Origin of the sequence: Streptomyces sp. NPDC048191, from assembly GCF_040652655.1 — a bacterium.
Lineage (GTDB): Bacteria > Actinomycetota > Actinomycetes > Streptomycetales > Streptomycetaceae > Streptomyces.
On record NZ_JBEZMO010000008.1, the window covers coordinates 14903 to 34717 of the forward strand.

A 19815-nucleotide genomic window follows, 5' to 3' on the forward strand; every position below is an offset into this window, starting at 1 on the left:
CGCCTCGCTCGCTGGGCTCCGCGCTGGAGTTGGTTTGCGCACAGCTGCCAGCGGGGCGGAAGACATCGATGCTTCGTCTGCTTGTTACCGCTCATGCTTCGGCAGCTGTTTTGAAACCGCCCACCCTAGATGGTCGACCCACGCTGTGGACCGTCTGGTTGGGAACGCCGTCGTGGACCAGGCGCCGAACCGCTTTTAGAGGGTTGGGTGCGTCCCAAGTCGGGCCGTGCCCCATCGCAAAACAGCGACGCGCCCCGGGGACTTTTCGGGGACTTTCAAGCCTGTCGCGGGGACACTCCGGGGACTTTCGGCCGGGTAAGCAGGGAAGGCCCTGACAGCGCCGAAAGAAGCGAACGCGCTGGTCAGGGCCTACTTCTCAGCACTCGATGATGTTCACCGCGAGCCCGCCCCGCGCCGTCTCCTTGTACTTCACGGACATGTCCGCGCCGGTGTCCTTCATGGTCTTGATGACCTTGTCCAGGGACACCTTGTGGGAGCCGTCGCCGCGCATGGCCATCCTGGCGGCGGTGACCGCCTTGACCGCGGCCATGCCGTTGCGCTCGATGCACGGGATCTGCACCAGGCCGCCGACCGGGTCGCAGGTCAGGCCGAGGTTGTGCTCCATGCCGATCTCGGCGGCGTTCTCGACCTGCTCCGGGGAGCCGCCGAGGACCTCGGCCAGCGCGCCCGCGGCCATCGAGCAGGCGGAGCCGACCTCGCCCTGGCAGCCGACCTCGGCGCCGGAGATGGAGGCGTTCTCCTTGAAGAGCATGCCGATCGCGCCGGCCGCCAGCAGGAAGCGCACCACGCCGTCCTCGTCGGCGCCCGGCACGAAGTTGATGTAGTAGTGCAGGACGGCCGGGATGATGCCGGCGGCGCCGTTCGTCGGGGCCGTGACGACCCGGCCGCCCGCCGCGTTCTCCTCGTTCACCGCCATCGCGTAGAGCGTGATCCACTCCATGGCGTGCGCCAACGGATCGCCCTCCGCGCGCAGTTGGCGCGCGGAGACGGCCGCACGGCGGCGGACCTTCAGACCGCCCGGCAGGATGCCCTCGCGGGACATGCCACGGGCGACGCACTCGCGCATCACCCGCCAGATCTCCAGCAGACCGGCCCGGATCTCCTCCTCCGTGCGCCAGGCCCGCTCGTTCTCCAGCATCAGGGAGGAGATCGACAGGCCCGTCTCCTTCGTCAGGCGCAGCAGCTCGTCGCCCGTGCGGAAGGGGTACTTCAGGACCGTGTCGTCCAGCTTGATCCGGTCCGCGCCGACCGCGTCCTCGTCCACGACGAAGCCGCCGCCGACCGAGTAGTACGTCTTCGACAGCAGTTCGGCGCCGGTGCCGTCGTACGCCCATATCGTCATGCCGTTGGCGTGGTACGGCAGGGCCTTGCGGCGGTGCAGGACCAGGTCGTCGTCGAAGGAGAACGGGATCTCGTGCTCGTCGAGGAGGCGGATGCGGCCCGCCTCCTTGATCCTCTCCACCCGCGCGTCCGCCGTCTCCACGTCCACCGTGCGCGGGGAGGCGCCCTCCAGGCCGAGCAGGACCGCCTTCGGGGTGCCGTGACCGTGGCCGGTCGCGCCCAGGGAGCCGTACAGCTCGCAACGGAGGGAGGCCACCGAGGCCAGCAGATCCTCGTTGCGCAGCCGGCGGGCGAACATCCGCGCCGCCCGCATCGGGCCGACCGTGTGGGAGCTGGACGGGCCGATGCCGATCGAGAACAGGTCGAAGACCGAGATGGCCACGGTCACTCCTCAAGAACAGGGGGTGGCGGGGCACCCTCGGGGATCATCCGTCGGGTGCCCCACCGGGGGACTTGCCTGTCCGGGTCTACTTGTTCAGACCCGGGTACAGCGGGTGCTTGTCGGCGAGCGCCGTCACGCGCGCCTTGAGGGCCTCGGCGTCGGCGCCCCCGAAGGGGGACGGCGCCTTCAGCGTCTCGGCGATCACGTCCGCGACCTCGGCGAAGTCCTCGGCGGTGAAGCCGCGGGTCGCGAGGGCGGGCGTGCCGATCCTGAGGCCCGAGGTGACCATCGGGGGCCGCGGGTCGTTCGGGACGGCGTTGCGGTTGACCGTGATGCCGACCTCGTGGAGGCGGTCCTCGGCCTGCTGGCCGTCCAGCTCGGACTCGCGCAGGTCCACGAGGATCAGGTGGACGTCCGTGCCGCCGGACAGGACGTTCACACCGGCCTCGCGGGCGTCGGCCGCCGTCAGGCGCTCGGCCAGGATGCGCGCGCCCTCCACTGTACGACGCTGGCGCTCCTTGAAGTCCTCGCCGGCGGCGACCTTGAAGGAGACCGCCTTCGCCGCGATCACGTGCTCCAGCGGGCCGCCCTGGAAGCCCGGGAAGACGGACGAGTTCAGCTTCTTCGCGAAGTCCTTCTTCGCCAGGATGATGCCGCCGCGCGGGCCGCCCAGGGTCTTGTGGGTCGTGGAGGTCACCACGTCCGCGTACTCGACCGGGTTCGGGTGCAGCCCGGCCGCGACCAGGCCCGCGAAGTGCGCCATGTCGACCCACAGGTAGGCCCCGGCCTCGTCCGCGATCCGGCGGAAGGCGGCGAAGTCCAGCTGGCGGGGGTACGCCGACCAGCCCGCGATGATCACCTTCGGCCGGTGCTCCTTGGCGAGCCGCTCGACCTCGGCCATGTCGACCAGGCCGGTCTCGGCGTCCACGTGGTAGGCGACCACGTTGAACTGCTTGCCCGAGAAGTTCAGGCGCATGCCGTGGGTCAGGTGGCCGCCGTGGGCGAGGTCCAGGCCGAGGATGGTGTCCCCGGGCTGGGCCAGCGCGAACAGGGCCGCCTGGTTGGCGGAGGCGCCGGAGTGGGGCTGGACGTTGGCGTACTCGGCGCCGAACAGTTCCTTGATCCGGTCGATCGCGATCTGCTCGGCGACGTCGACGTGCTCGCAGCCGCCGTAGTAGCGGCGGCCCGGGTAGCCCTCGGCGTACTTGTTGGTCAGCACCGAGCCCTGCGCCTCCATGACCGCGAGCGGCGCGAAGTTCTCGGAGGCGATCATCTCCAGCGTGGACTGCTGGCGGCGGAGCTCGGCGTCGACCGCGGCGGCGATCTCCGGGTCCAGCTCGTGCAGGGACGTGTTCAGGACGGTCATGCGGCTACGGCTCCTCAGCTGCCGGAAAACTCGGTGTACTCGTCGGCGGAGAGCAGGTCGGCCGGCTCCTCCGAGACGCGCACCTTGAACAGCCAGCCGCCCTCGAAGGGGGCCGAGTTCACCAGCGACGGGTCGTCGACGACGTTCTCGTTGACCTCGGTGACCTCACCGGTGACCGGCGAGTACAGGTCGGAGACCGACTTGGTGGACTCCAGCTCGCCGCAGGTCTCGCCCGCGGACACCGTGGAGCCGACCTCGGGGAGCTGGACGAAGACGACATCGCCGAGCGCGTTGGCCGCGTGCTCCGTGATGCCGACCGTCGACACGCCGTCCTCGGCGGCCGACAGCCACTCGTGCTCCTTGCTGTAGCGCAGCTGCTGGGGGTTGCTCATGGCCTGAATTCTCCTGTACGCGGGAAAGTGCTGGTGACGGGGGGACTGCTGAAACCGCTGGTGAGTGCCGCGAACGTGCGCGGGGTCACAGCGCGAGTGCGCCCAGTGTCTACTTCTGGCGCTTGTAGAACGGCAGCGCCACGACCTCGTACGGCTCGTGGCTGCCCCGGATGTCCACGCCGACACCCTCGGTGCCCGGCGCCGCGTGCGCCGCGTCGACGTAGGCCATGGCGATCGGCTTGCCCAGGGTGGGGGAGGGGGCACCGGAGGTGACCTCGCCGATCACCTCGCCGCCGGCGACGACGGCGTACCCGGCGCGCGGGACCCGGCGGCCCTCGGCGATCAGCCCGACGAGGACCCGCGGCGGGTTCTCCTGAGCCTTGGCGGCCGCCTCGGTGAGCGCCTCGCGGCCCACGAAGTCGCCCTCCTTCTCGAACTTCACCACCCGGCCGAGCCCGGCGTCGAAGGGGGTGAGCGAGGTGGTCAGCTCGTGCCCGTACAGCGGCATGCCCGCCTCCAGGCGCAGGGTGTCGCGGCAGGACAGCCCGCACGGGACCAGACCGACGCCCTCGCCGGCCTTGGTCAGCGCCTGCCACAGCTCCACGGCGTGCCCGGGCCTCACGAACAGTTCGAAGCCGTCCTCGCCGGTGTAGCCGGTGCGGGCGATCAGGGCCGGGACGCCGGCCACCGTGCCAGGCAGCCCGGCGTAGTACTTCAGGCCGTCGAGGTCGGCGTCGGTCAGGGACTTCAGGATGCCGGGCGACTCGGGGCCCTGGACGGCGATCAGCGCGTAGGCGTCCCGGTCGTCGCGGACCTCGGCGTCGAAACCGGCGGCGCGCTCGGTCAGCGCGTCCAGCACCACCTGGGCGTTGGAGGCGTTGGCGACCACCATGTACTCGGTCTCGGCGAGCCGGTAGACGATCAGGTCGTCCAGGATGCCGCCGTCGGCCCGGCAGATCATGGTGTAGCGGGCGCGGCCGACGCCGACGGAGGCGATGTTGCCGACCAGGGCGAAGTTCAGGAGGGCGGCCGCACCGGCGCCGGTGACGGTGATCTCGCCCATGTGGGAGAGGTCGAAGAGGCCCGCCTTCGTCCGCACCGCGAGGTGCTCGTCGCGCTCGGAGCCGTAGCGCAGCGGCATGTCCCAGCCGGCGAAGTCGGTCATCGTCGCACCGAGCGAGCGATGCAGGGCATCGAGCGCGGTGTGACGGAGTTCGGTACTGCTCATCGGTCGGTCGTCTCCCAGGGAAAGACAGGACGGGCGAGGAACGTTCCTCCCCATCTGTCATCGGAACCTGAGAGGTTCGCCAGGACCGCCACAGGGACGATCGCGGCTTGCACCTTGGGTGGAGCCACTGACGCAGCGGCCCGCTTTTCAGATGTGCCTCGCCCGCGCGGTAACGGGGCCTGAGAGATTCAAGGGAGGGACTTGCTCCTTCGGCGTCCCAGCGAAGGCTGCTGGGAACTCTCCCGCGCGGATTCAAGCGGCCGGTATGCAGTTGGCGGCCACATCATTGCACGGCGAGCGGGCTTTTGTAACCGACCTGTGGCAGGACGCGGACCCGGCCGCCGACACCGTCCATTACCTTCTCTTTGCGCGCAGCGGAAACGAGGATTACCGGGCCGACAGGGGAGGACGATCACGTGAACAGGACCCCGGGGTACGCCACCGTCACCACCGGCATCGCCGTGCCGAGGCAACGCCGCGCCCCGGCCCCGCTCGTCCGGGACCTGCGCGACCGCGCCGGCCGCAGCCCGCGCGCCCTGGTCTTCGGCCCCGGCGACCTGGCCGTGATCACCGGCCTGCCGGGCAGCGGCAAGTCCACCCTGATGCACCGCGCGGTCGCCGGCGCCCGCCTCGACTCCCAGGACACCCGCGACCGCTTCGCGGCCCGCCTGCCCCGCTTCCTCCCCTACGCGATCTACCGCCCCCTGGTCCGCCTCGCCCACTACGCGGCCCTGCGCCGCGCCCTGCGCACCGGCGAAGGCGTCGTCGTGCACGACTGCGGCACCCAGCCCTGGGTGCGTGCCTGGCTCGCCCGCGCGGCACGCCGCCGCGGCGGCACCCTCCACCTGCTGCTGCTCGACGTCACCCCCGAGACCGCCCGCGAGGGCCAGCGCGAGCGCGGCCGCGGCGTCTCCGGCTACGCCTTCCGCCGCCACCGCCGTACGACCGCCCGGCTGCTCGGCGCGGTCGAGCGGGGGAAGCCGCCCGCGGGCTGCGGTTCGGTGGTCCTGCTGGACCGGCCGGCGGCGGACGCCCTGCGGCGGATCGCTTTCACGGAGCGGGGAACCGTCACGGCCACCCGCTAGCCTTCATGGTCACAGCAGTTGTTCCCAGCAGGCGGTAGGCAGATGGACTTCCCGGCGGACATTCCCGCGGACTTCCCGGCACAGGCGCACCCCCAGCCGCACGGCGGCTGGCCCGGCAACGAACTGGAGGAGGTGCTCTCGGCCTCCCTCGGCATACCCGCCGCGGCCGGCCGGATCATCGAGGTGCTGGGCCGCAGCCTGCTGTGGATCCCGCTGCCGAGCGGCGGCGGCCCGGACAGCGGACCGCTCGACCTGCCCACGCTGGAGATCGACGGCCAGGTGTACGTCCCGGCGTTCAGCTCCGAGGAACAGCTGCGCCAGGCGGCCGGCCCGCACATGGCGTACACCATCGCCCCCGCCGTGGAGTTCGCCCGCGGTCTGCCCCCGCAGGCCGGCATCGCGGTGAACCCCGACGCGCTGGTCGGCATCCCGCTCCCGCCCGAGGCGGTGGCCGAGCTGTGCCGGGCCGGCCGTACCCCGCTCGACGGTCCGAACACCGGCGGCCGGGTCCGCCTCTTCGAGCCCGACTGGCAGGACGACCCGGTCGACTTCCTCTCCGCCGCGTCCGCCGAGTTCGCCGGGACCGGTGTGGTCCTCGCCGCCCGCCGCTGCCTGGCCGCCGTCGAGACGGCCGAGCCGGTGATGTTCGTCGGCGTCGAACTCTCCCAGTGGGAGGGCGACCTGCGCACCCTGCCCATGCAGGCCCTGGGCAGGGCCCTCGGCAAAGTCCCGGTCAAGTGGCCGGTCAACCTCGTCCTCATGGACGTGACGGACGACCCGGTGGCCGCTTGGCTGAGGACGAACGTCCGGCCCTTCTATCAGTACGGTCACTAGAAGCACGGCCACCGCAAGCCGACGGGGGCGGCCGGCCCCGGGGCGCGGGGCCGTGCCCGATATGCGGCTCCGCCGCGGGGCGCGAGAACCCACCACGCACCCGCACCCGCGCACGTACCCGAGGCGGCAACCCGGTGGGCGCTTAAGCTGTCTCCAAACGCGGGGCACGAAGAAGAGAAGGGCACGACAGGTGAGCGCCAGCCAGAGCGGCAGCGTGAGCGGCAGCGTCGAGCACATGCTGCGCCAGGTCACCCCCGGCCGCTACGACGCCTACGAGGCCCTGCTCCGCGCCCTCGCCGTCCCCTCCTCCGGCCAGATCTGGATGCTCCTGTGGCACGGCCAGGCCGGCTCCCCGGACGCCCAGTACGGGAACATGGAGGTCGACGGCTTCCAGTACGCCCCGTGCGTCACCTCCGCCCAGGAGCTGTCGGCCAGCGGCTGGAACAGGTCGTACGAGGTCGTCGACGGCCTCGATGTCGCCCGTACCCTCTATCCGGACCACTACGGCCTCTGGCTCAACCCGCACGCCCCCGGCGGTGGCCTCGGCATCCCCTGGCTGGACCTGCGCCGTATCGCCACGGGCCTGGACCGCCAGCCCGCCGGACCCCTCCGGCTGACCGAGCCCGGCATCGAGATCTCGCAGTTCTACGCCCTCCTCGCGCAGAACGCCCACCGCACCCCGGCCCTGCGCTCCCTGCGCCGTGCCTGGGTGCAGCCGGCGCTCGGGGCGCCGTACCTGGCCATCGGCCTGGACGTCTACGACACCTCACCGGCCGCGGTGGACTCGGTGCGCGCGATGATGCAGCAGTCCGTGGGCGCGGTCCCGGAGGGCCTGCCGGTGTCCACGGTCGCCATGACCGACGACTACGACCCGGTCGTGATGTGGATGCGGGCCAACGCCCGCCCCTTCTACGACCGCGAGGCCCACGCGGCGCCCCAGCCCCGGCTGCAGGCCTCCCCCCAGCCGCAGGCCCCCGTCGCCGGGTACGGCTATCCGCCGGTCCACGGGGGCTACTGACCTGCGCTTATGGGGCATACCGCCCTACCCGCGCGGCGGTCCTCACCCCCAGTGGCCGTCCGGTCGCCGTAACGGCTTGTCCGGATAACAGGAAACGCCAGCTTGCATCACGGTTGCGCATCCATTCCCCGTCAAGGCTGGCGGCTGATCGCGCAAGCGTTGAAGACTCCCCCTTCAAGGGGTTCGCCCCTGTGTACGACGGACTGTTTGATGCCGCTACCAGCGGCAAGTGCGGGCCGGCTACCGCCGGTTGAGAGGGGTCCCAGCCTAATGACGGCACCATTGCACGAGCCGACCGCGGAAGCGGCCCCGGGCGCGGCCGAGGAAGCGGCGGTTGCGGCCGGCGACGCGAAGGCCGTTCAGGGCCGGTCCCTGGGGCGGATCGCCTGGGAACGCCTCAAGCGGGACAAGCTCGCCCTCACGGGCGGCATAGTCGTGCTCCTCCTCATCGTGATCGCGCTGCTCGCGCCGGTGATCACGAACCTCGTGGGCCAGGACCCGGACCTCTACCACCAGAGCCTGATCGACCCGCTCTTCAGCACGCCCAAGGGATCCCTGGGCGGCATGAGCGGCGACCACCTGCTCGGTGTGGAGCCGGTCAACGGCCGCGACATCTTCGCCCGCATCCTCTACGGCGCCCGGATCTCGCTGCTCGTCGGCTTCCTGTCGGCCGTGGTGGCCGTCATCCTGGGCACCATCCTCGGTATCCTGGCGGGCTTCTTCGGCGGCTGGGTCGACTCGCTCATCAGCCGGGTCATGGACGGCCTGCTCGCCTTCCCGCAGCTGCTGTTCATCATCGCGCTGGTCTCCGTCATGCCCAATCAGATGCTGGGCCTCACCGGCACGGGCGTGCGCGTGTTCGTGATGATCCTGGTCATCGGCTTCTTCGGCTGGCCCTACATCGGACGTGTCGTGCGCGGTCAGACGCTCTCGCTGCGCGAACGCGAGTACGTCGAGGCGGCCCGCTCGCTCGGCGCCGGGCGGTTCTACATCCTCTTCAAGGAACTGCTGCCCAACCTCGTCGCGCCCATCATCGTGTACACGACGATGATGATCCCCACCAACATCCTCACCGAGGCGGCCCTCAGCTTCCTGGGTGTGGGCGTCAAGCCGCCCACCTCCTCCTGGGGACAGATGCTCTCGAGCGCGATCGACTACTACGACTCGGACCCCATGTACATGGTGATCCCGGGCGTGGCGATCTTCATCACGGTGCTGGCGTTCAACCTGTTCGGCGACGGCGTGCGCGACGCGCTCGACCCGAAGGCTTCCCGCTGAAGTGCCCTACCCCAAGCGTCCCGTGAGCTCTGCCACGGGGTCTCTCATCAAATCCGGAGGATCCGAGATCGTGAACACCCAACGCACCTCAGGGCGGCGCAAGCAGGCCCTCGCCGCTGCCGCAGTGGTCGCCGGCCTGCTGACCACGGCGGCGTGCGGCGGTGGCAATGGCGACAGCGGCTCGAAGAACGGCGCGGCCGGCTTCAACGCGGCGGTCAACAAGGTCGCCCAGGCCGACCAGGTCAAAAAGGGCGGCACGCTGAAGTTCGTGAGCACGCAGGACGCCGACTCGTGGGACACCACGCGCGGTTACTACGGCTTCATGTGGGACTTCTCCCGCTACTACAGCCGCCAGCTGGTCACCTACAAGACGGCGCCGGGTGCCGAGGGCGCCACGCTCACCCCGGACCTCGCCACCGACATGGGCAAGGTCTCGGACGGCGGCAAGACCTACACCTTCACCCTGCGCGACGGCGTCACCTGGGAGGATGGCAAGGCCATCACCTCGCAGGACATCAAGTACGGCATCGAGCGCGTCTGGGCGCAGGACGTCCTGTCCGGCGGGCCAATCTACCTCCAGCAGATGCTCGACCCGAAGAACACCTACAAGGGTCCCTACAAGGACACCTCGAAGGACCACCTGGGTCTGAAGGCGATCTCGACGCCGGACGCGAAGACGGTCGTCTTCCACCTGCCGCAGCCCAACTCGGACTTCCTGCAGGTGCTGGCGATGGTGACGGCCTCCCCGGTCCGCCAGGACATGGACACCAAGTCCAAGTACGGCCTGCACCCGTTCTCCTCCGGCCCGTACAAGTTCCAGTCGTACAGCCCGGGCAAGAACCTGGTCCTGGTCCGCAACTCCAACTGGAAGGCCTCCTCGGACCCGGTCCGCAAGGCCTACCCGGACAAGATCACCCTGGACATCTCCACCAACCAGGTGAACTCGGACCAGCAGCTGATCAACGGCGACTACGACGTGGACGCCTCCCAGACCGGCCTGGGCCCGCAGGGCCGCCAGATCGCCCTGAAGCAGCACAAGGACAACCTGGACAACCCGGTCTCCGGCTTCATCCGCTACGCGGTCTTCCCGCAGAGCGTCAAGCCGTTCGACAACCTCCACTGCCGCAAGGCCGTGATCTACGCCGCCGACCACGTGTCGCTGCAGACCGCCCGCGGTGGCCCGATCGCCGGTGGTGACATCGGCACGAACATGCTCCCGCCGACGCTCGCGGGTGGCGAGGGCCAGAAGTACGACCCGTACCAGATCGCGACCAAGAACAAGAACGGCAACGCCGACCTGGCCAAGCAGGAGCTGAAGGCCTGCGGCAAGCCGAACGGCTTCTCCACCACCATCGCGGTCCGCAACAACAAGTCGCAGGAAGTGGCCACCGCCGAGTCCCTGCAGGCCGCGCTGAAGAAGGTCGGCATCAACGCCGACATCTACCAGTACGACGGTTCGCAGAGCCCGGGCATCATCGGCTCGCCCTCGAACGTCGCGAAGAAGAAGCTCGGCATCATCATCATGGGCTGGGGTCCGGACTTCCCGACCGTCCAGGGCTACGGCATCCCGCTGTGGAGCAGCCACTACATCCTGCAGAGCGGTAACAACAACTACGCTCTGATCAAGGACAAGACGATCGACGGTCTCTTCGACCAGTACACCACCACGCTGGACGAGTCGAAGAAGACCCAGCTCTCCACGGAGATCAACCACAAGGTCATGGAGGGTGGCTACTACCTGCCCTTCACCTTCGAGCGGCTGCTCAACATCCGCTCCTCGCGTCTGGCCAACGTGTACACGACGAACGCGTACAGCGGTTACTACGACTTCGTCAACCTCGGCCTGAAGTCCACGAAGTAAACCCGGCACACCCGCCGAACGGCACGAAAGGCAGGTGAAGGCCGGCGCGGCGAGCCGCGGGCCCCTCGGACGACCTCCGAAGGGCCCGCGGTCCGCGGCGGGCCGTTAGCTGTGCTCGCTTACCTCATCAGGCGGCTGTTCGCCGCCGCAGTGATGCTGGTGGTCATCATCCTGGTGGTCTTCAGCATCTTCTTCCTCGTCCCCAAGTGGGCGGGCGTGGACATCGCCACGAGCTTCGTGGGCAAGCAGGCAGACCCGCACGCCGTCGAGGCGGTGCGCGAGAAGCTGGGCCTGGGCGACCCGATCTACCTTCAGGTCTGGGACTTCTTCAAGGGCATCTTCGCGGGCCGCACCTACGCGGCCGGCGGTGACGTGACCCACTGTGCCGCGCCCTGCTTCGGCTACTCCTTCCGCAGCGAGCAGGCCGTCTGGCCGGTTCTGACCCAGCGCTTCCCGGTGACCCTGGGTCTCGCGCTCGGCGCCGCTGTGCTGTGGCTGGTCTTCGGTGTCGCCGCGGGTGTGCTCTCCGCCCTCAAGCGGGGCAGCCTCTGGGACCGCGGCGCGATGGTCGTCGCCCTCAGCGGTGTTTCCCTGCCGATCTACTTCACGGGTCTGCTCGCCTCGGCGATCTTCGTCTTCGGAGTGAAGTGGTTCCCCAGCAACTACGTGTCGTTCGGCGACAACGTCGGCAGCTGGTTCAGCTTCATGATCCTCCCCTGGGTCACCCTCGCCTTCCTGTACGCGGCCATGTACGCCCGTATCACCCGGGCCACCATGCTGGAGATCCTCGGTGAGGACTACATCCGCACCGCCCGCGCCAAGGGCCTCACGGAGCCCGTCGTCATCGGCAAGCACGCCATGCGCTCCACGATGACCCCGATCCTGACCATGCTCGGCATGGACCTCGGCGCCCTGATCGGCGGCGCGATCCTCACCGAGACCACGTTCAGCATCCCCGGCCTCGGCCAGGCCGTGCTGACCGCCATCAAGAACCAGGATCTGCCCATCATCCTGGGCGTGACCCTGATCACCTCCCTCGCGGTGCTCATCGCCAACCTCGCGGTGGACATCCTGTACGCCGTGATCGACCCCCGAGTGAGGCTCGCATGACCGAACTCAGCAAGACCGGAGCGGCCGTGGGCGAGCCCACGAGTTCCTCGCCCGCACCGAGCTCCTTCCTGGAAGTGCGCGACCTGAAGGTGCACTTCCCGACCGACGACGGCCTGGTGAAGTCCGTCGACGGCCTCAGCTTCCAGCTGGAGAAGGGCAAGACGCTCGGCATCGTGGGCGAGTCGGGCTCGGGCAAGTCCGTGACCTCGCTCGGCATCATGGGCCTGCACACCGCCGGCCAGTACGGCAAGCGCAAGGCGCAGATATCCGGCGAGATCTGGCTGAACGGCACCGAGCTGCTGTCCGCCGACCCCGACCACGTGCGCAAGCTGCGCGGTCGCGAGATGGCGATGATCTTCCAGGACCCGCTGTCGGCGCTGCACCCGTACTACACGATCGGCGCGCAGATCGTGGAGGCCTACCGGATCCACCACGACGTCGACAAGAAGACCGCCCGCAGGCGGGCGATCGAGATGCTCGACCGCGTGGGCATCCCGCAGCCGGACAAGCGGGTGGACAGCTACCCGCACGAGTTCTCCGGCGGTATGCGCCAGCGCGCCATGATCGCCATGTCGCTGGTCAACAACCCCGAGCTGCTGATCGCGGACGAGCCGACCACCGCGCTCGACGTGACGGTCCAGGCGCAGATCCTCGACCTGATCCGCGACCTGCAGAAGGAGTTCGGCTCCGCGGTCATCATCATCACCCACGACCTGGGCGTCGTCGCCGAACTGGCCGACAACATCCTGGTGATGTACGGCGGCCGCTGCGTCGAGCGGGGGCCCGCCGAGAAGGTGTTCTACGAGCCCCGTCACCCCTACACCTGGGGTCTGCTCGGCTCGATGCCGCGGCTGGACCGCGACCAGCAGGAGCGTCTGATCCCGGTCAAGGGTTCCCCGCCCTCGCTGATCAACATCCCGTCCGGCTGCGCCTTCAACCCGCGCTGCCCGTACGCGGACGTGCCGAAGGACAACCTGACCCGCACGGTCCGCCCGGAGCTGACCGTGGTCGGTGACCAGCACTGGGCCGCCTGCCACATGTCGCAGGAGCAGCGGGAACGGATCTGGACCGAAGAGATTGCGCCGAAGCTGTGAGTGAGAACGCAGAGGACAAGGCAGTGAGCATCCCTGCACAGAGCGACGGCAAGGAAGAGAAGTCCGCCGGTACGGCCACCCTCAGCAAGGACGCCGCCCCCGGCGAGACCCTGCTGAAGGTGACCGGGCTCCAGAAGCACTTCCCGATCAAGAAGGGCCTGTTCCAGCGGCAGGTCGGTGCGGTGCGCGCGGTCGACGGGCTCGACTTCGAGGTCCGCTCCGGCGAAACCCTCGGTGTCGTGGGCGAGTCGGGCTGCGGCAAGTCGACGATGGGCCGGCTGATCACCCGGCTGCTCGAACCGACCGCCGGCACCATCGAGTTCGAGGGCAAGGACATCACGCACCTCGGCGTGGGCGGCATGCGCCCCATGCGCCGTGACGTGCAGATGATCTTCCAGGACCCGTACTCCTCGCTGAACCCGCGCCACACCATCGGCACGATCGTCGGGGCCCCCTTCCGGCTCCAGGGCGTCGAGCCGGAGGGCGGGATCAAGAAGGAGGTGCAGCGGCTGCTGTCGGTGGTCGGCCTCAACCCCGAGCACTACAACCGCTATCCGCACGAGTTCTCCGGCGGTCAGCGCCAGCGCATCGGCATCGCCCGGGCGCTCGCCCTGAAGCCGAGGCTGGTCGTCGCGGACGAGCCGGTCTCCGCGCTGGACGTGTCGATCCAGGCGCAGGTCGTGAACCTCATGGACGACCTCCAGGAGGAACTCGGCCTGACGTACGTGATCATCGCGCACGACCTGTCGGTCGTCCGGCACGTCTCGGACCGGATCGCGGTGATGTACCTCGGCAAGATCGTCGAGCTCGCCGACCGGGACTCGCTGTACAAGGCGCCGATGCACCCGTACACCAAGGCGCTGATGTCGGCGGTGCCGATCCCGGACCCGGCGCGGAAGAACGCGAAGAGCGAGCGCATCCTGCTCAAGGGCGACGTGCCCTCGCCGATCTCGCCGCCCTCGGGCTGCCGCTTCCACACCCGGTGCTGGAAGGCGACGGAGATCTGCCGCACCACCGAGCCGGCGCTGCTGGAGCTGAGGCCCGGTCAGCGGGTCGCCTGCCACCACCCGGAGAACTTCGAGGACCAGGCCCCGCAGGACACCGTCCTGCTCACCGCCGCGAAGGAGGCGGCCGAGCTGGTCGCCGACGAGGTCCTCGCGGAGTCGGCGGAGACGTCGGCGGCGGTGGCGGCGGAGCTGGCGGAGGAGTCCGCCGGGGCGTCGGCCGAGGAGAGCGCCGAGCCGGCCGCCGACGCGTCCGCCGAGGAGGCCGAGTCCGCGGCGGAGCCCGCCGAGGAGACCACCGAGGCGTCCGCCGACGAGGCCGCCGAGGAGACCTCCGAGGCCTCCGGGACCGCGTCCCAGGAGTCGACCGACAAGTAGCACAGCACATGACCGACTGAAGTCATGTACATGCCTGAACGGGAGAGCGTGCACTCGGCGCTCTCCCGTTCGGCACGTCCGGGACCCCCTCGTGTGCGGCTCCAGGTCCTGGCTGCTCACCACAGGGAAGCCTGCCCAGCGAGCCTGGCTTTGTAAGGCTCGCCCCTTCCTACAGGTGAGAATGTAGGGGTGCAGCTCCAGCAGATCTTCAGCCCCTCCGTCCAGCACACGCTCGATGTCATCGGCATCTTCGTGTTCGCGATCTCCGGCGCCCTGCTGGCCGTCCGGAAGAACTTCGACGTCTTCGGCATCGCCGTCCTCGCCGAGGTGACCGCGCTGGGCGGAGGGCTGTTCCGCGACCTGGTCATCGGAGCCGTGCCCCCGGCCGCCTTCACCGACCTGGGGTACTTCCTCACCCCGCTGCTCGCCGCGCTCGTCGTCTTCTTCCTGCACCCGCACGTGGAGCGCATCCAGACGGGGGTGCTGGTCTTCGACGCGGCCGGCCTCGGCCTGTTCTGCGTCAGCGGTACGACGAAGGCGTACAGCTACGGCCTCAACCTGACCGCGTCGGCGACGCTGGGGCTCGCCACCGCCGTCGGCGGCGGTGTGCTGCGGGACGTGCTCGCCAACGAGGTGCCTTCACTGCTGCGCTGGGACCGCGATCTGTACGCGGTCCCAGCGATCGTCGGCGCCACGATGGTGGTGCTGTGCATCCGCTACGACGCCCTGACGCCGTTCACCAGCGGGCTCGCCGTCGTCACGGCTTTCGTGCTGCGCCTGCTCGCGATGCGGTTCCACTGGCGAGCTCCGCGCGCGTGGAACCGCCGGTCGACGGTGACCGAGGAGTAGTCCCGGGCGTTCCGGTGGTTCCGGCGGCGTTCCCGGTAAGAGAACCGGTGCCTCCGGTAAGAGACCTGTCCTGGCCCCTGGCGTGGTTCTGGCCCATCTGCAGGGTCAGCCAGCGGAAGACCGTGTCGACCTGGGGCCGCCACAGCGCCATGTTGTGGCCGCCCGCGCTGTGCGGCAGGAACACCACGTGCACGGTCGTGGGCGCCTTGGCGATGGCTTCGAGGGCCACGCCCGCCTGGTACCCGTCGCCGGACTCGCCGGAGATGTAGAGCGCGATCCGGGGCGGCACCGCGGCCTTCCTCAGCAACAGGTAGGGGTTGTTCTCGTTGCGCAGGACGGGGTTCTGGGCGGCGAGGGAGTTGCGCTCGCCGATCGGGTCGTTGTAGCCCGACAGGCTCACGGCGGCCCGGTACCGGTCCGGGTGGGCGACGGCCAGCTTGACCGCGCAGTGCGCGCCCGCGGAGTACCCGGCCACGGCCCAGCCCTGCGGCGCCGGCTCGGCACGGAAGTTGTCCGTGACCATCTTCGGCACGTCGATGCTGAGCCACGTGTCGGCGTTGACCTGCCCGGGGATGTTGGCGCAGCCGGTGTCGACGCCGGCCAGCAGGTTGGTGCGCGGGGCGACCAGGATGAAGGGCGCCACCTGGCCGCTCCTCATCAGCGGCAGCAGCTGCTCGTGCGCCTTCATGGAGCCGAACCAGGCCTTCGCCGAACCGGGGTAGCCCGGCAGCAGCTCCACCACCGGGAACTTCTTGTTGCGGTAGGCCGGCTCGTTGTACTGCGGCGGCAGCCAGACGTAGACCTCGGCGTTCACCCCGGAGACCCGGCCCTTGAGCTGGGTGACCTTCACTCCGCCCGCCGCGTGCATGCCGGGCCCCTCGGCCGCCGAGAAGGTCTGCCTGACCTTGGGCAACCGTTTCACCGCTATGCCGCCGGTGCCGTCGCTGCCCAGGTCCTGGGCCTGCTGGACGTGGTTGCCGGTACCGAGCAGGTCGGCCCAGTTGTCGTACAGGTTGTTCTGGTTGTTGACCAGGACGAAGATCAGCGTGACGGCCGTGCCCTGGGCGAACAGCAGCATCAGTACGCGGGCTGCCGTGCGCAGCGCCCTGGGTCCGCGCAACCTCGACCACAGGACGAGCGGCAGTATGAGGGCGACCACGGCCAGCACGATGGTCGTGTAGAGGAACGGAGTCCCGGTGAGGCTCATGCCCCCATAGAGGGGAATCAGGGCCCCGGGGTTGTGGACGTGTCCGGACACTTACCTAGAAATTGCCGGAACCTCACCCGACCGAGGGATCTCGGGGGCGTTCGCGGGGATTCTGCCACCTCCTGGAACCCCGCGAAAAGCTACCGCTTAGTAATTTCCTGTTGTACTGTTCATCCATGCCAGAAGCAGCTTCCGCCCCCTCCCCGTCGCGGGCCGTGATCGGCGACAGCGAGTTCGACCGCGACACCGCGGTCGTCCGGCGCGAGCCCGGTGTCCACGACATCGACCTCTCCGCCGGCTGGACCATCATCAACGCCGTCAACGGCGGCTATCTGCTGGCCGTGCTCGGCCGGGCCCTCGCGGACACCCTGCCGCACCCGGACCCCTTCACCATCTCGGCGCACTACCTGACCGCCTCCCAGCCCGGCCCGGCGGTCGTCCGCTCCCAGGCCGTGCGGACCGGCCGCACCCTCTCCACCGGCCAGGCCTCGCTCTTCCAGTACGACGACGAGGGCAACGAGGTCGAACGCATCCGCGTCCTCGCCTCCTACGGCGACCTCACCGCCCTCCCCGACGACGTCCGTACGACGGCGACGCCGCCCCCGATCCCGCCGCTGGAGCAGTGCTTCGGCCCGCAGGACGGTCCCGCCCCGGTGGAGGGCAGCTCGGCGATCGCCGACCGCCTGATGCTCAAGCTCGACCCCGCCACCCTCGGCTGGGCCCTGGGCGCCCCCTCCGGCAAGGGCGAGATGCGCGCCTGGTTCGGCCTGGCCGACGGCCGCGACGCCGACCCCCTGTCGCTGTTGCTGGCGGTGGACGCGCTGCCGCCAACGGCCTTCGAGCTCGGCCTCAAGGGCTGGGTCCCGACGGTGGAACTCACCGTCCATGTCCGCCACCGCCCGGCCCCCGGCCCGCTGCGCGTGTCCATCACCACCCGCAACCTGGCCGGCGGCTTCCTGGAGGAGGACGCCGAGGTCTGGGACAGCAAGGACCGCCTGGTCGCCCAGTCCCGCCAGCTGGCCCGCGTGAGGCTGGGCTGACGGGAGTCTGCGACGGCCGGGGGGATCGGGCTGGGGACGCGCCAGGAGGGCCGTCCCGCAGCCGCCCCCGGCCGTACCGCAGTTGCCTCCGGCCGTCCCGCAGCCGCCTCCGGCCGTCCCGCAGTCGCCCCCGGTCGTACCGCCGCCGCCCCCCCAAGTTCTGTGTGGCTCGGCCGATGGGGGCCCGTCAGGTGTGGTTCAGCGGGCTGCGGCCCAGCCAGGCCGCCAACTGTTCGTACGGACCGGCGTCCTCCGCGGGTTCGCGGCGGCTGTCGAAGGGGGTCCCGGCGTCCCGCGGGCGGGAGTCCGGCAGCACCGCGCGGGCGTTGCCGAGCGCGAACTCGGCCAGTTCCGGGTCGAGTTCGAGCGGGTGGCCGAGGGCCTCGGCGAGGTCCCAGGTGTGGGTGACGATCTCCATCACATAGCCGGAGAGCGCCGCGTGGCCCGGCACCTCGCCCCAGGGCACCCGCACCGGGGCCGTCATCCGCTCGTCGCCCTCCCAGGCCTTCAGCACCCGGACGCGCACCTCGTCGTAGGCCTCCGCCCACTCCTCGTCGGCCACGCCCTCGGCCACGGGCCGCACCGCGAGGCCGTCGCCGCCCTCGCCGACCACCGCGATCCGCCGGGTACCGCCGACCATGTGGCTCAGCAGAGCCCTGACGTCGAACTCGGAACACGGGGTCGGGCCGGTGAGTTGTCCGGGGCGCACGGTCCTGATCAGGGCCGCCGCCTGCTCGGTGGCGCGGGTGTAGACGGGGCGCGGGTCGGTGAAGCCGGTCGTGGTCATGGGATGCCTCTCGTGAGTCGGTGGCACGAGGATCACGCAATAACCTGACAGCTTCCGTCAACATTTGCACAGCGCCCACCGCGGGCGGGATCCTGGGGCGCGTGAAGTCCGACCGGCTGCTGTCGATCCTGCTGCTCCTGCAGACCCGGGGCCGCGTCCCCGCGCACGAACTCGCCGACCGGCTGGAGGTGTCGGTCCGCACCATCTACCGGGACGTCGAGGCGCTGTCGGCCTCCGGTGTCCCGGTCTACGCCGAGCGCGGCCGGCACGGCGGCATCGAACTCCTCGCCGGTTTCCGCACCGACGTCACCGGACTGACCGCCGACGAGTCCCGCGCCCTGTTCATCCTGGCCGCCCAGGGCGCCCACGCCGCGCTCGGCCTCGACGCGGCCCTCGGATCGGCCCTGCGCAAGGTCATGGCCGCGCTGCCGGCGCCGCACCGGCCCGCAGCGGAGGTGACCAGCCGGCGCATCCTGGTCGACGCCACCCGCTGGAAGAGCGGCCCCCAGCAGGCCGTCGACCTCCAGGTGCTCCAGGACGCGGTCTTCTCCGACCGGCGCCTGAGGCTGCGCTACCGGCACAGCGGGGAGCGGGAGCCGCGGACGTACACCGTGGACCCGTACGGCCTGGTCGCCAAGGCCGGTGTCTGGTACCTGGTCGCCGACCGGCGGGCTGCCCCTCAGCTGTTCCGGGCCGACCGGATCCGCTCGGCCCGGCCGCTGGACGAGCCCGTACGGCGCCGCACCGGCGTCGAACTGACCGACGCCTGGGAGGAGTTGCGCCGCCGGGTGGAGGAGCGGCGGGACGGGTTCGAGGTCACCGTGCGGGTACGGCGCGAGCGGCTCGACCTGTTCCAGCGGGTGGCCGCCGCCGAGCTGACGGCTGCGCCCGAGGACGACGGCGAGAGCGACTGGGTCACCGCCCGGCTGACCTATCCGGTGCTGCGCGCGGTCCGCCAACTCCTCGCGTTCTCCGACCAGGTGGAAGTCGTCGACCCACCCGAGGCCCGCGCGGAACTGCTGTCGGCGGCCCGTTCGGTCACGGCCCTGTACCAGGAGCCGGGCCCGGTCCCGGACTGACAGCGCAGGCACAGGGCGGGCCCAAGGCGCCCCAAGGCGCGGTTGGTTGAGTGCGGATCCTCAGGACTTCCTCATCCCTCCCGGAGCCGACCCTCATGAAGCGTGCCCGACTCCTCCCCGCCGTCGCTCTGCTCGCGCTGTCGCCACTGCTGCTGACCGCGTGCGGCTCGGGCGGCTCGTCCTCCTCCGGCAGCGGCGGTTCCGGTCAGCGGCAGAGCTGCCGGCGGCCCTCCGGCATGCCCACCGGCGACGCCATGCGTCACCGTCCGAGCGGGATGCCGTCCGGCGGGCCCACGGCCTGGCCCGGCGGCAGGCCGTCGGCGCTCCCCTCCGGCCGGCCTTCGGGCCTGCCCAGCGACGGAGCCCGCGGGCAGGGCGGCTCCGGCGGCGGCTGCGGCGGCCCGGGCGGCGGACGGGCCGGGGACCAGGCCCAGCAGGGCTGAGGGGAGGGCCGGGGCCCG

The 19815-nt window shown here is 70.3% G+C and carries 18 protein-coding genes and 1 riboswitch; of the genes, 12 read left to right on the forward strand and 6 right to left on the reverse strand.

Features of this window, described 5'->3' with window-relative positions; genetic code table 11:
• Positions 1–376: 376 nt before the first annotated feature.
• From AB0D93_RS15550 to gcvT, 4 genes are all read right to left on the reverse strand, one after another.
• Complete coding sequence (locus tag AB0D93_RS15550) at positions 377–1744, reverse strand: L-serine ammonia-lyase (RefSeq protein ID WP_362119212.1); 1368 nt, start codon at positions 1742–1744, stop codon at positions 377–379.
• An 85-nt stretch (positions 1745–1829) separates the two neighbouring features.
• On the reverse strand, positions 1830–3110 hold the full coding sequence (gene glyA / locus AB0D93_RS15555; protein WP_362119215.1) for a serine hydroxymethyltransferase: 1281 nt from the start codon (positions 3108–3110) through the stop codon (positions 1830–1832).
• A gap of 14 nt (positions 3111–3124) precedes the next feature.
• On the reverse strand, positions 3125–3502 hold the full coding sequence (gene gcvH / locus AB0D93_RS15560) for a glycine cleavage system protein GcvH (RefSeq protein WP_362119218.1): 378 nt from the start codon (positions 3500–3502) through the stop codon (positions 3125–3127).
• 109 nt (positions 3503–3611) lie between these two features.
• Positions 3612–4730 (reverse strand): glycine cleavage system aminomethyltransferase GcvT, encoded by a 1119-nt coding sequence (gcvT, locus tag AB0D93_RS15565; protein WP_362119221.1) that lies wholly within the window; start codon positions 4728–4730, stop codon positions 3612–3614.
• Positions 4731–4887: 157 nt separating this feature from the next.
• Positions 4888–4985, reverse strand: a riboswitch (glycine riboswitch).
• A gap of 161 nt (positions 4986–5146) precedes the next feature.
• Here gcvT and AB0D93_RS15570 point away from each other — a divergent pair.
• The 9 genes from AB0D93_RS15570 (at position 5147) to AB0D93_RS15610 (ending at position 15241) form a co-directional block, all read left to right on the forward strand.
• Positions 5147–5815: an AAA family ATPase gene (locus AB0D93_RS15570; protein WP_362119224.1), complete on the forward strand. Its 669-nt coding sequence runs from the start codon at positions 5147–5149 to the stop codon at positions 5813–5815.
• Between the two features lie 42 nt (positions 5816–5857).
• The gene (locus tag AB0D93_RS15575) at positions 5858–6649 is read left to right on the forward strand and encodes an enhanced serine sensitivity protein SseB (RefSeq protein WP_362119227.1); all 792 of its coding nucleotides are present in this window, start codon (positions 5858–5860) and stop codon (positions 6647–6649) included.
• A gap of 235 nt (positions 6650–6884) precedes the next feature.
• On the forward strand, positions 6885–7667 hold the full coding sequence (locus AB0D93_RS15580; protein ID WP_362119881.1) for an enhanced serine sensitivity protein SseB C-terminal domain-containing protein: 783 nt from the start codon (positions 6885–6887) through the stop codon (positions 7665–7667).
• Between the two features lie 270 nt (positions 7668–7937).
• Complete coding sequence (locus tag AB0D93_RS15585) at positions 7938–8945, forward strand: ABC transporter permease (protein WP_362119230.1); 1008 nt, start codon at positions 7938–7940, stop codon at positions 8943–8945.
• Positions 8946–9015: 70 nt separating this feature from the next.
• On the forward strand, positions 9016–10806 hold the full coding sequence (locus AB0D93_RS15590; protein WP_362119233.1) for an ABC transporter substrate-binding protein: 1791 nt from the start codon (positions 9016–9018) through the stop codon (positions 10804–10806).
• A gap of 111 nt (positions 10807–10917) precedes the next feature.
• Positions 10918–11916: an ABC transporter permease gene (locus AB0D93_RS15595; RefSeq protein WP_362119236.1), complete on the forward strand. Its 999-nt coding sequence runs from the start codon at positions 10918–10920 to the stop codon at positions 11914–11916.
• Positions 11913–13010, forward strand: a complete 1098-nt coding sequence (locus tag AB0D93_RS15600; RefSeq protein WP_362119239.1) for an ABC transporter ATP-binding protein — start codon at positions 11913–11915, stop codon at positions 13008–13010. Before AB0D93_RS15595 ends, AB0D93_RS15600 begins: the two co-directional genes overlap by 4 nt.
• A gap of 23 nt (positions 13011–13033) precedes the next feature.
• Entirely contained in the window at positions 13034–14392 is a 1359-nt protein-coding gene (locus AB0D93_RS15605) for a dipeptide ABC transporter ATP-binding protein (protein WP_362119242.1), read from the forward strand.
• A gap of 189 nt (positions 14393–14581) precedes the next feature.
• Positions 14582–15241 (forward strand): trimeric intracellular cation channel family protein, encoded by a 660-nt coding sequence (locus AB0D93_RS15610; RefSeq protein ID WP_362119245.1) that lies wholly within the window; start codon positions 14582–14584, stop codon positions 15239–15241.
• On the opposite strand, the gene AB0D93_RS15615 is transcribed toward AB0D93_RS15610, so the two are convergent.
• Entirely contained in the window at positions 15150–16448 is a 1299-nt protein-coding gene (locus AB0D93_RS15615; protein WP_362119248.1) for an alpha/beta hydrolase-fold protein, read from the reverse strand. The two genes, AB0D93_RS15610 and AB0D93_RS15615, sit on opposite strands and share 92 nt — an antisense overlap.
• A gap of 176 nt (positions 16449–16624) precedes the next feature.
• Between AB0D93_RS15615 and AB0D93_RS15620 the strand changes: the two genes are divergently transcribed.
• The gene (locus AB0D93_RS15620) at positions 16625–17488 is read left to right on the forward strand and encodes a thioesterase family protein (RefSeq protein ID WP_362119251.1); all 864 of its coding nucleotides are present in this window, start codon (positions 16625–16627) and stop codon (positions 17486–17488) included.
• A gap of 187 nt (positions 17489–17675) precedes the next feature.
• Here AB0D93_RS15620 and AB0D93_RS15625 read toward each other — a convergent pair whose 3' ends face one another.
• Entirely contained in the window at positions 17676–18275 is a 600-nt protein-coding gene (locus AB0D93_RS15625) for a TIGR03086 family metal-binding protein (RefSeq protein WP_362119254.1), read from the reverse strand.
• Between the two features lie 101 nt (positions 18276–18376).
• Between AB0D93_RS15625 and AB0D93_RS15630 the strand changes: the two genes are divergently transcribed.
• Complete coding sequence (locus AB0D93_RS15630) at positions 18377–19354, forward strand: YafY family protein (protein WP_362119257.1); 978 nt, start codon at positions 18377–18379, stop codon at positions 19352–19354.
• 95 nt (positions 19355–19449) lie between these two features.
• Entirely contained in the window at positions 19450–19797 is a 348-nt protein-coding gene (locus tag AB0D93_RS15635; protein WP_362119260.1) for a hypothetical protein, read from the forward strand.
• Positions 19798–19815: the final 18 nt, after the last annotated feature.

Bases quoted from the DNA above. Each gene is read 5' to 3' on its own strand.
- glyA (WP_362119215.1), bottom strand. From the start codon at position 3,110: ATGACCGTCCTGAACACGTCCCTGCACGAGCTGGACCCGGAGATCGCC.
- gcvH (WP_362119218.1), bottom strand. From the start codon at position 3,502: ATGAGCAACCCCCAGCAGCTGCGCTACAGCAAGGAGCACGAGTGGCTG.
- gcvT (WP_362119221.1), bottom strand. From the start codon at position 4,730: ATGAGCAGTACCGAACTCCGTCACACCGCGCTCGATGCCCTGCATCGC.
- AB0D93_RS15575 (WP_362119227.1), top strand. From the start codon at position 5,858: ATGGACTTCCCGGCGGACATTCCCGCGGACTTCCCGGCACAGGCGCAC.
- AB0D93_RS15580 (WP_362119881.1), top strand. From the start codon at position 6,885: ATGCTGCGCCAGGTCACCCCCGGCCGCTACGACGCCTACGAGGCCCTG.
- AB0D93_RS15585 (WP_362119230.1), top strand. From the start codon at position 7,938: ATGACGGCACCATTGCACGAGCCGACCGCGGAAGCGGCCCCGGGCGCG.
- AB0D93_RS15600 (WP_362119239.1), top strand. From the start codon at position 11,913: ATGACCGAACTCAGCAAGACCGGAGCGGCCGTGGGCGAGCCCACGAGT.
- AB0D93_RS15615 (WP_362119248.1), bottom strand. From the start codon at position 16,448: ATGAGCCTCACCGGGACTCCGTTCCTCTACACGACCATCGTGCTGGCC.
- AB0D93_RS15620 (WP_362119251.1), top strand. From the start codon at position 16,625: ATGCCAGAAGCAGCTTCCGCCCCCTCCCCGTCGCGGGCCGTGATCGGC.
- AB0D93_RS15625 (WP_362119254.1), bottom strand. From the start codon at position 18,275: ATGACCACGACCGGCTTCACCGACCCGCGCCCCGTCTACACCCGCGCC.
- AB0D93_RS15635 (WP_362119260.1), top strand. From the start codon at position 19,450: ATGAAGCGTGCCCGACTCCTCCCCGCCGTCGCTCTGCTCGCGCTGTCG.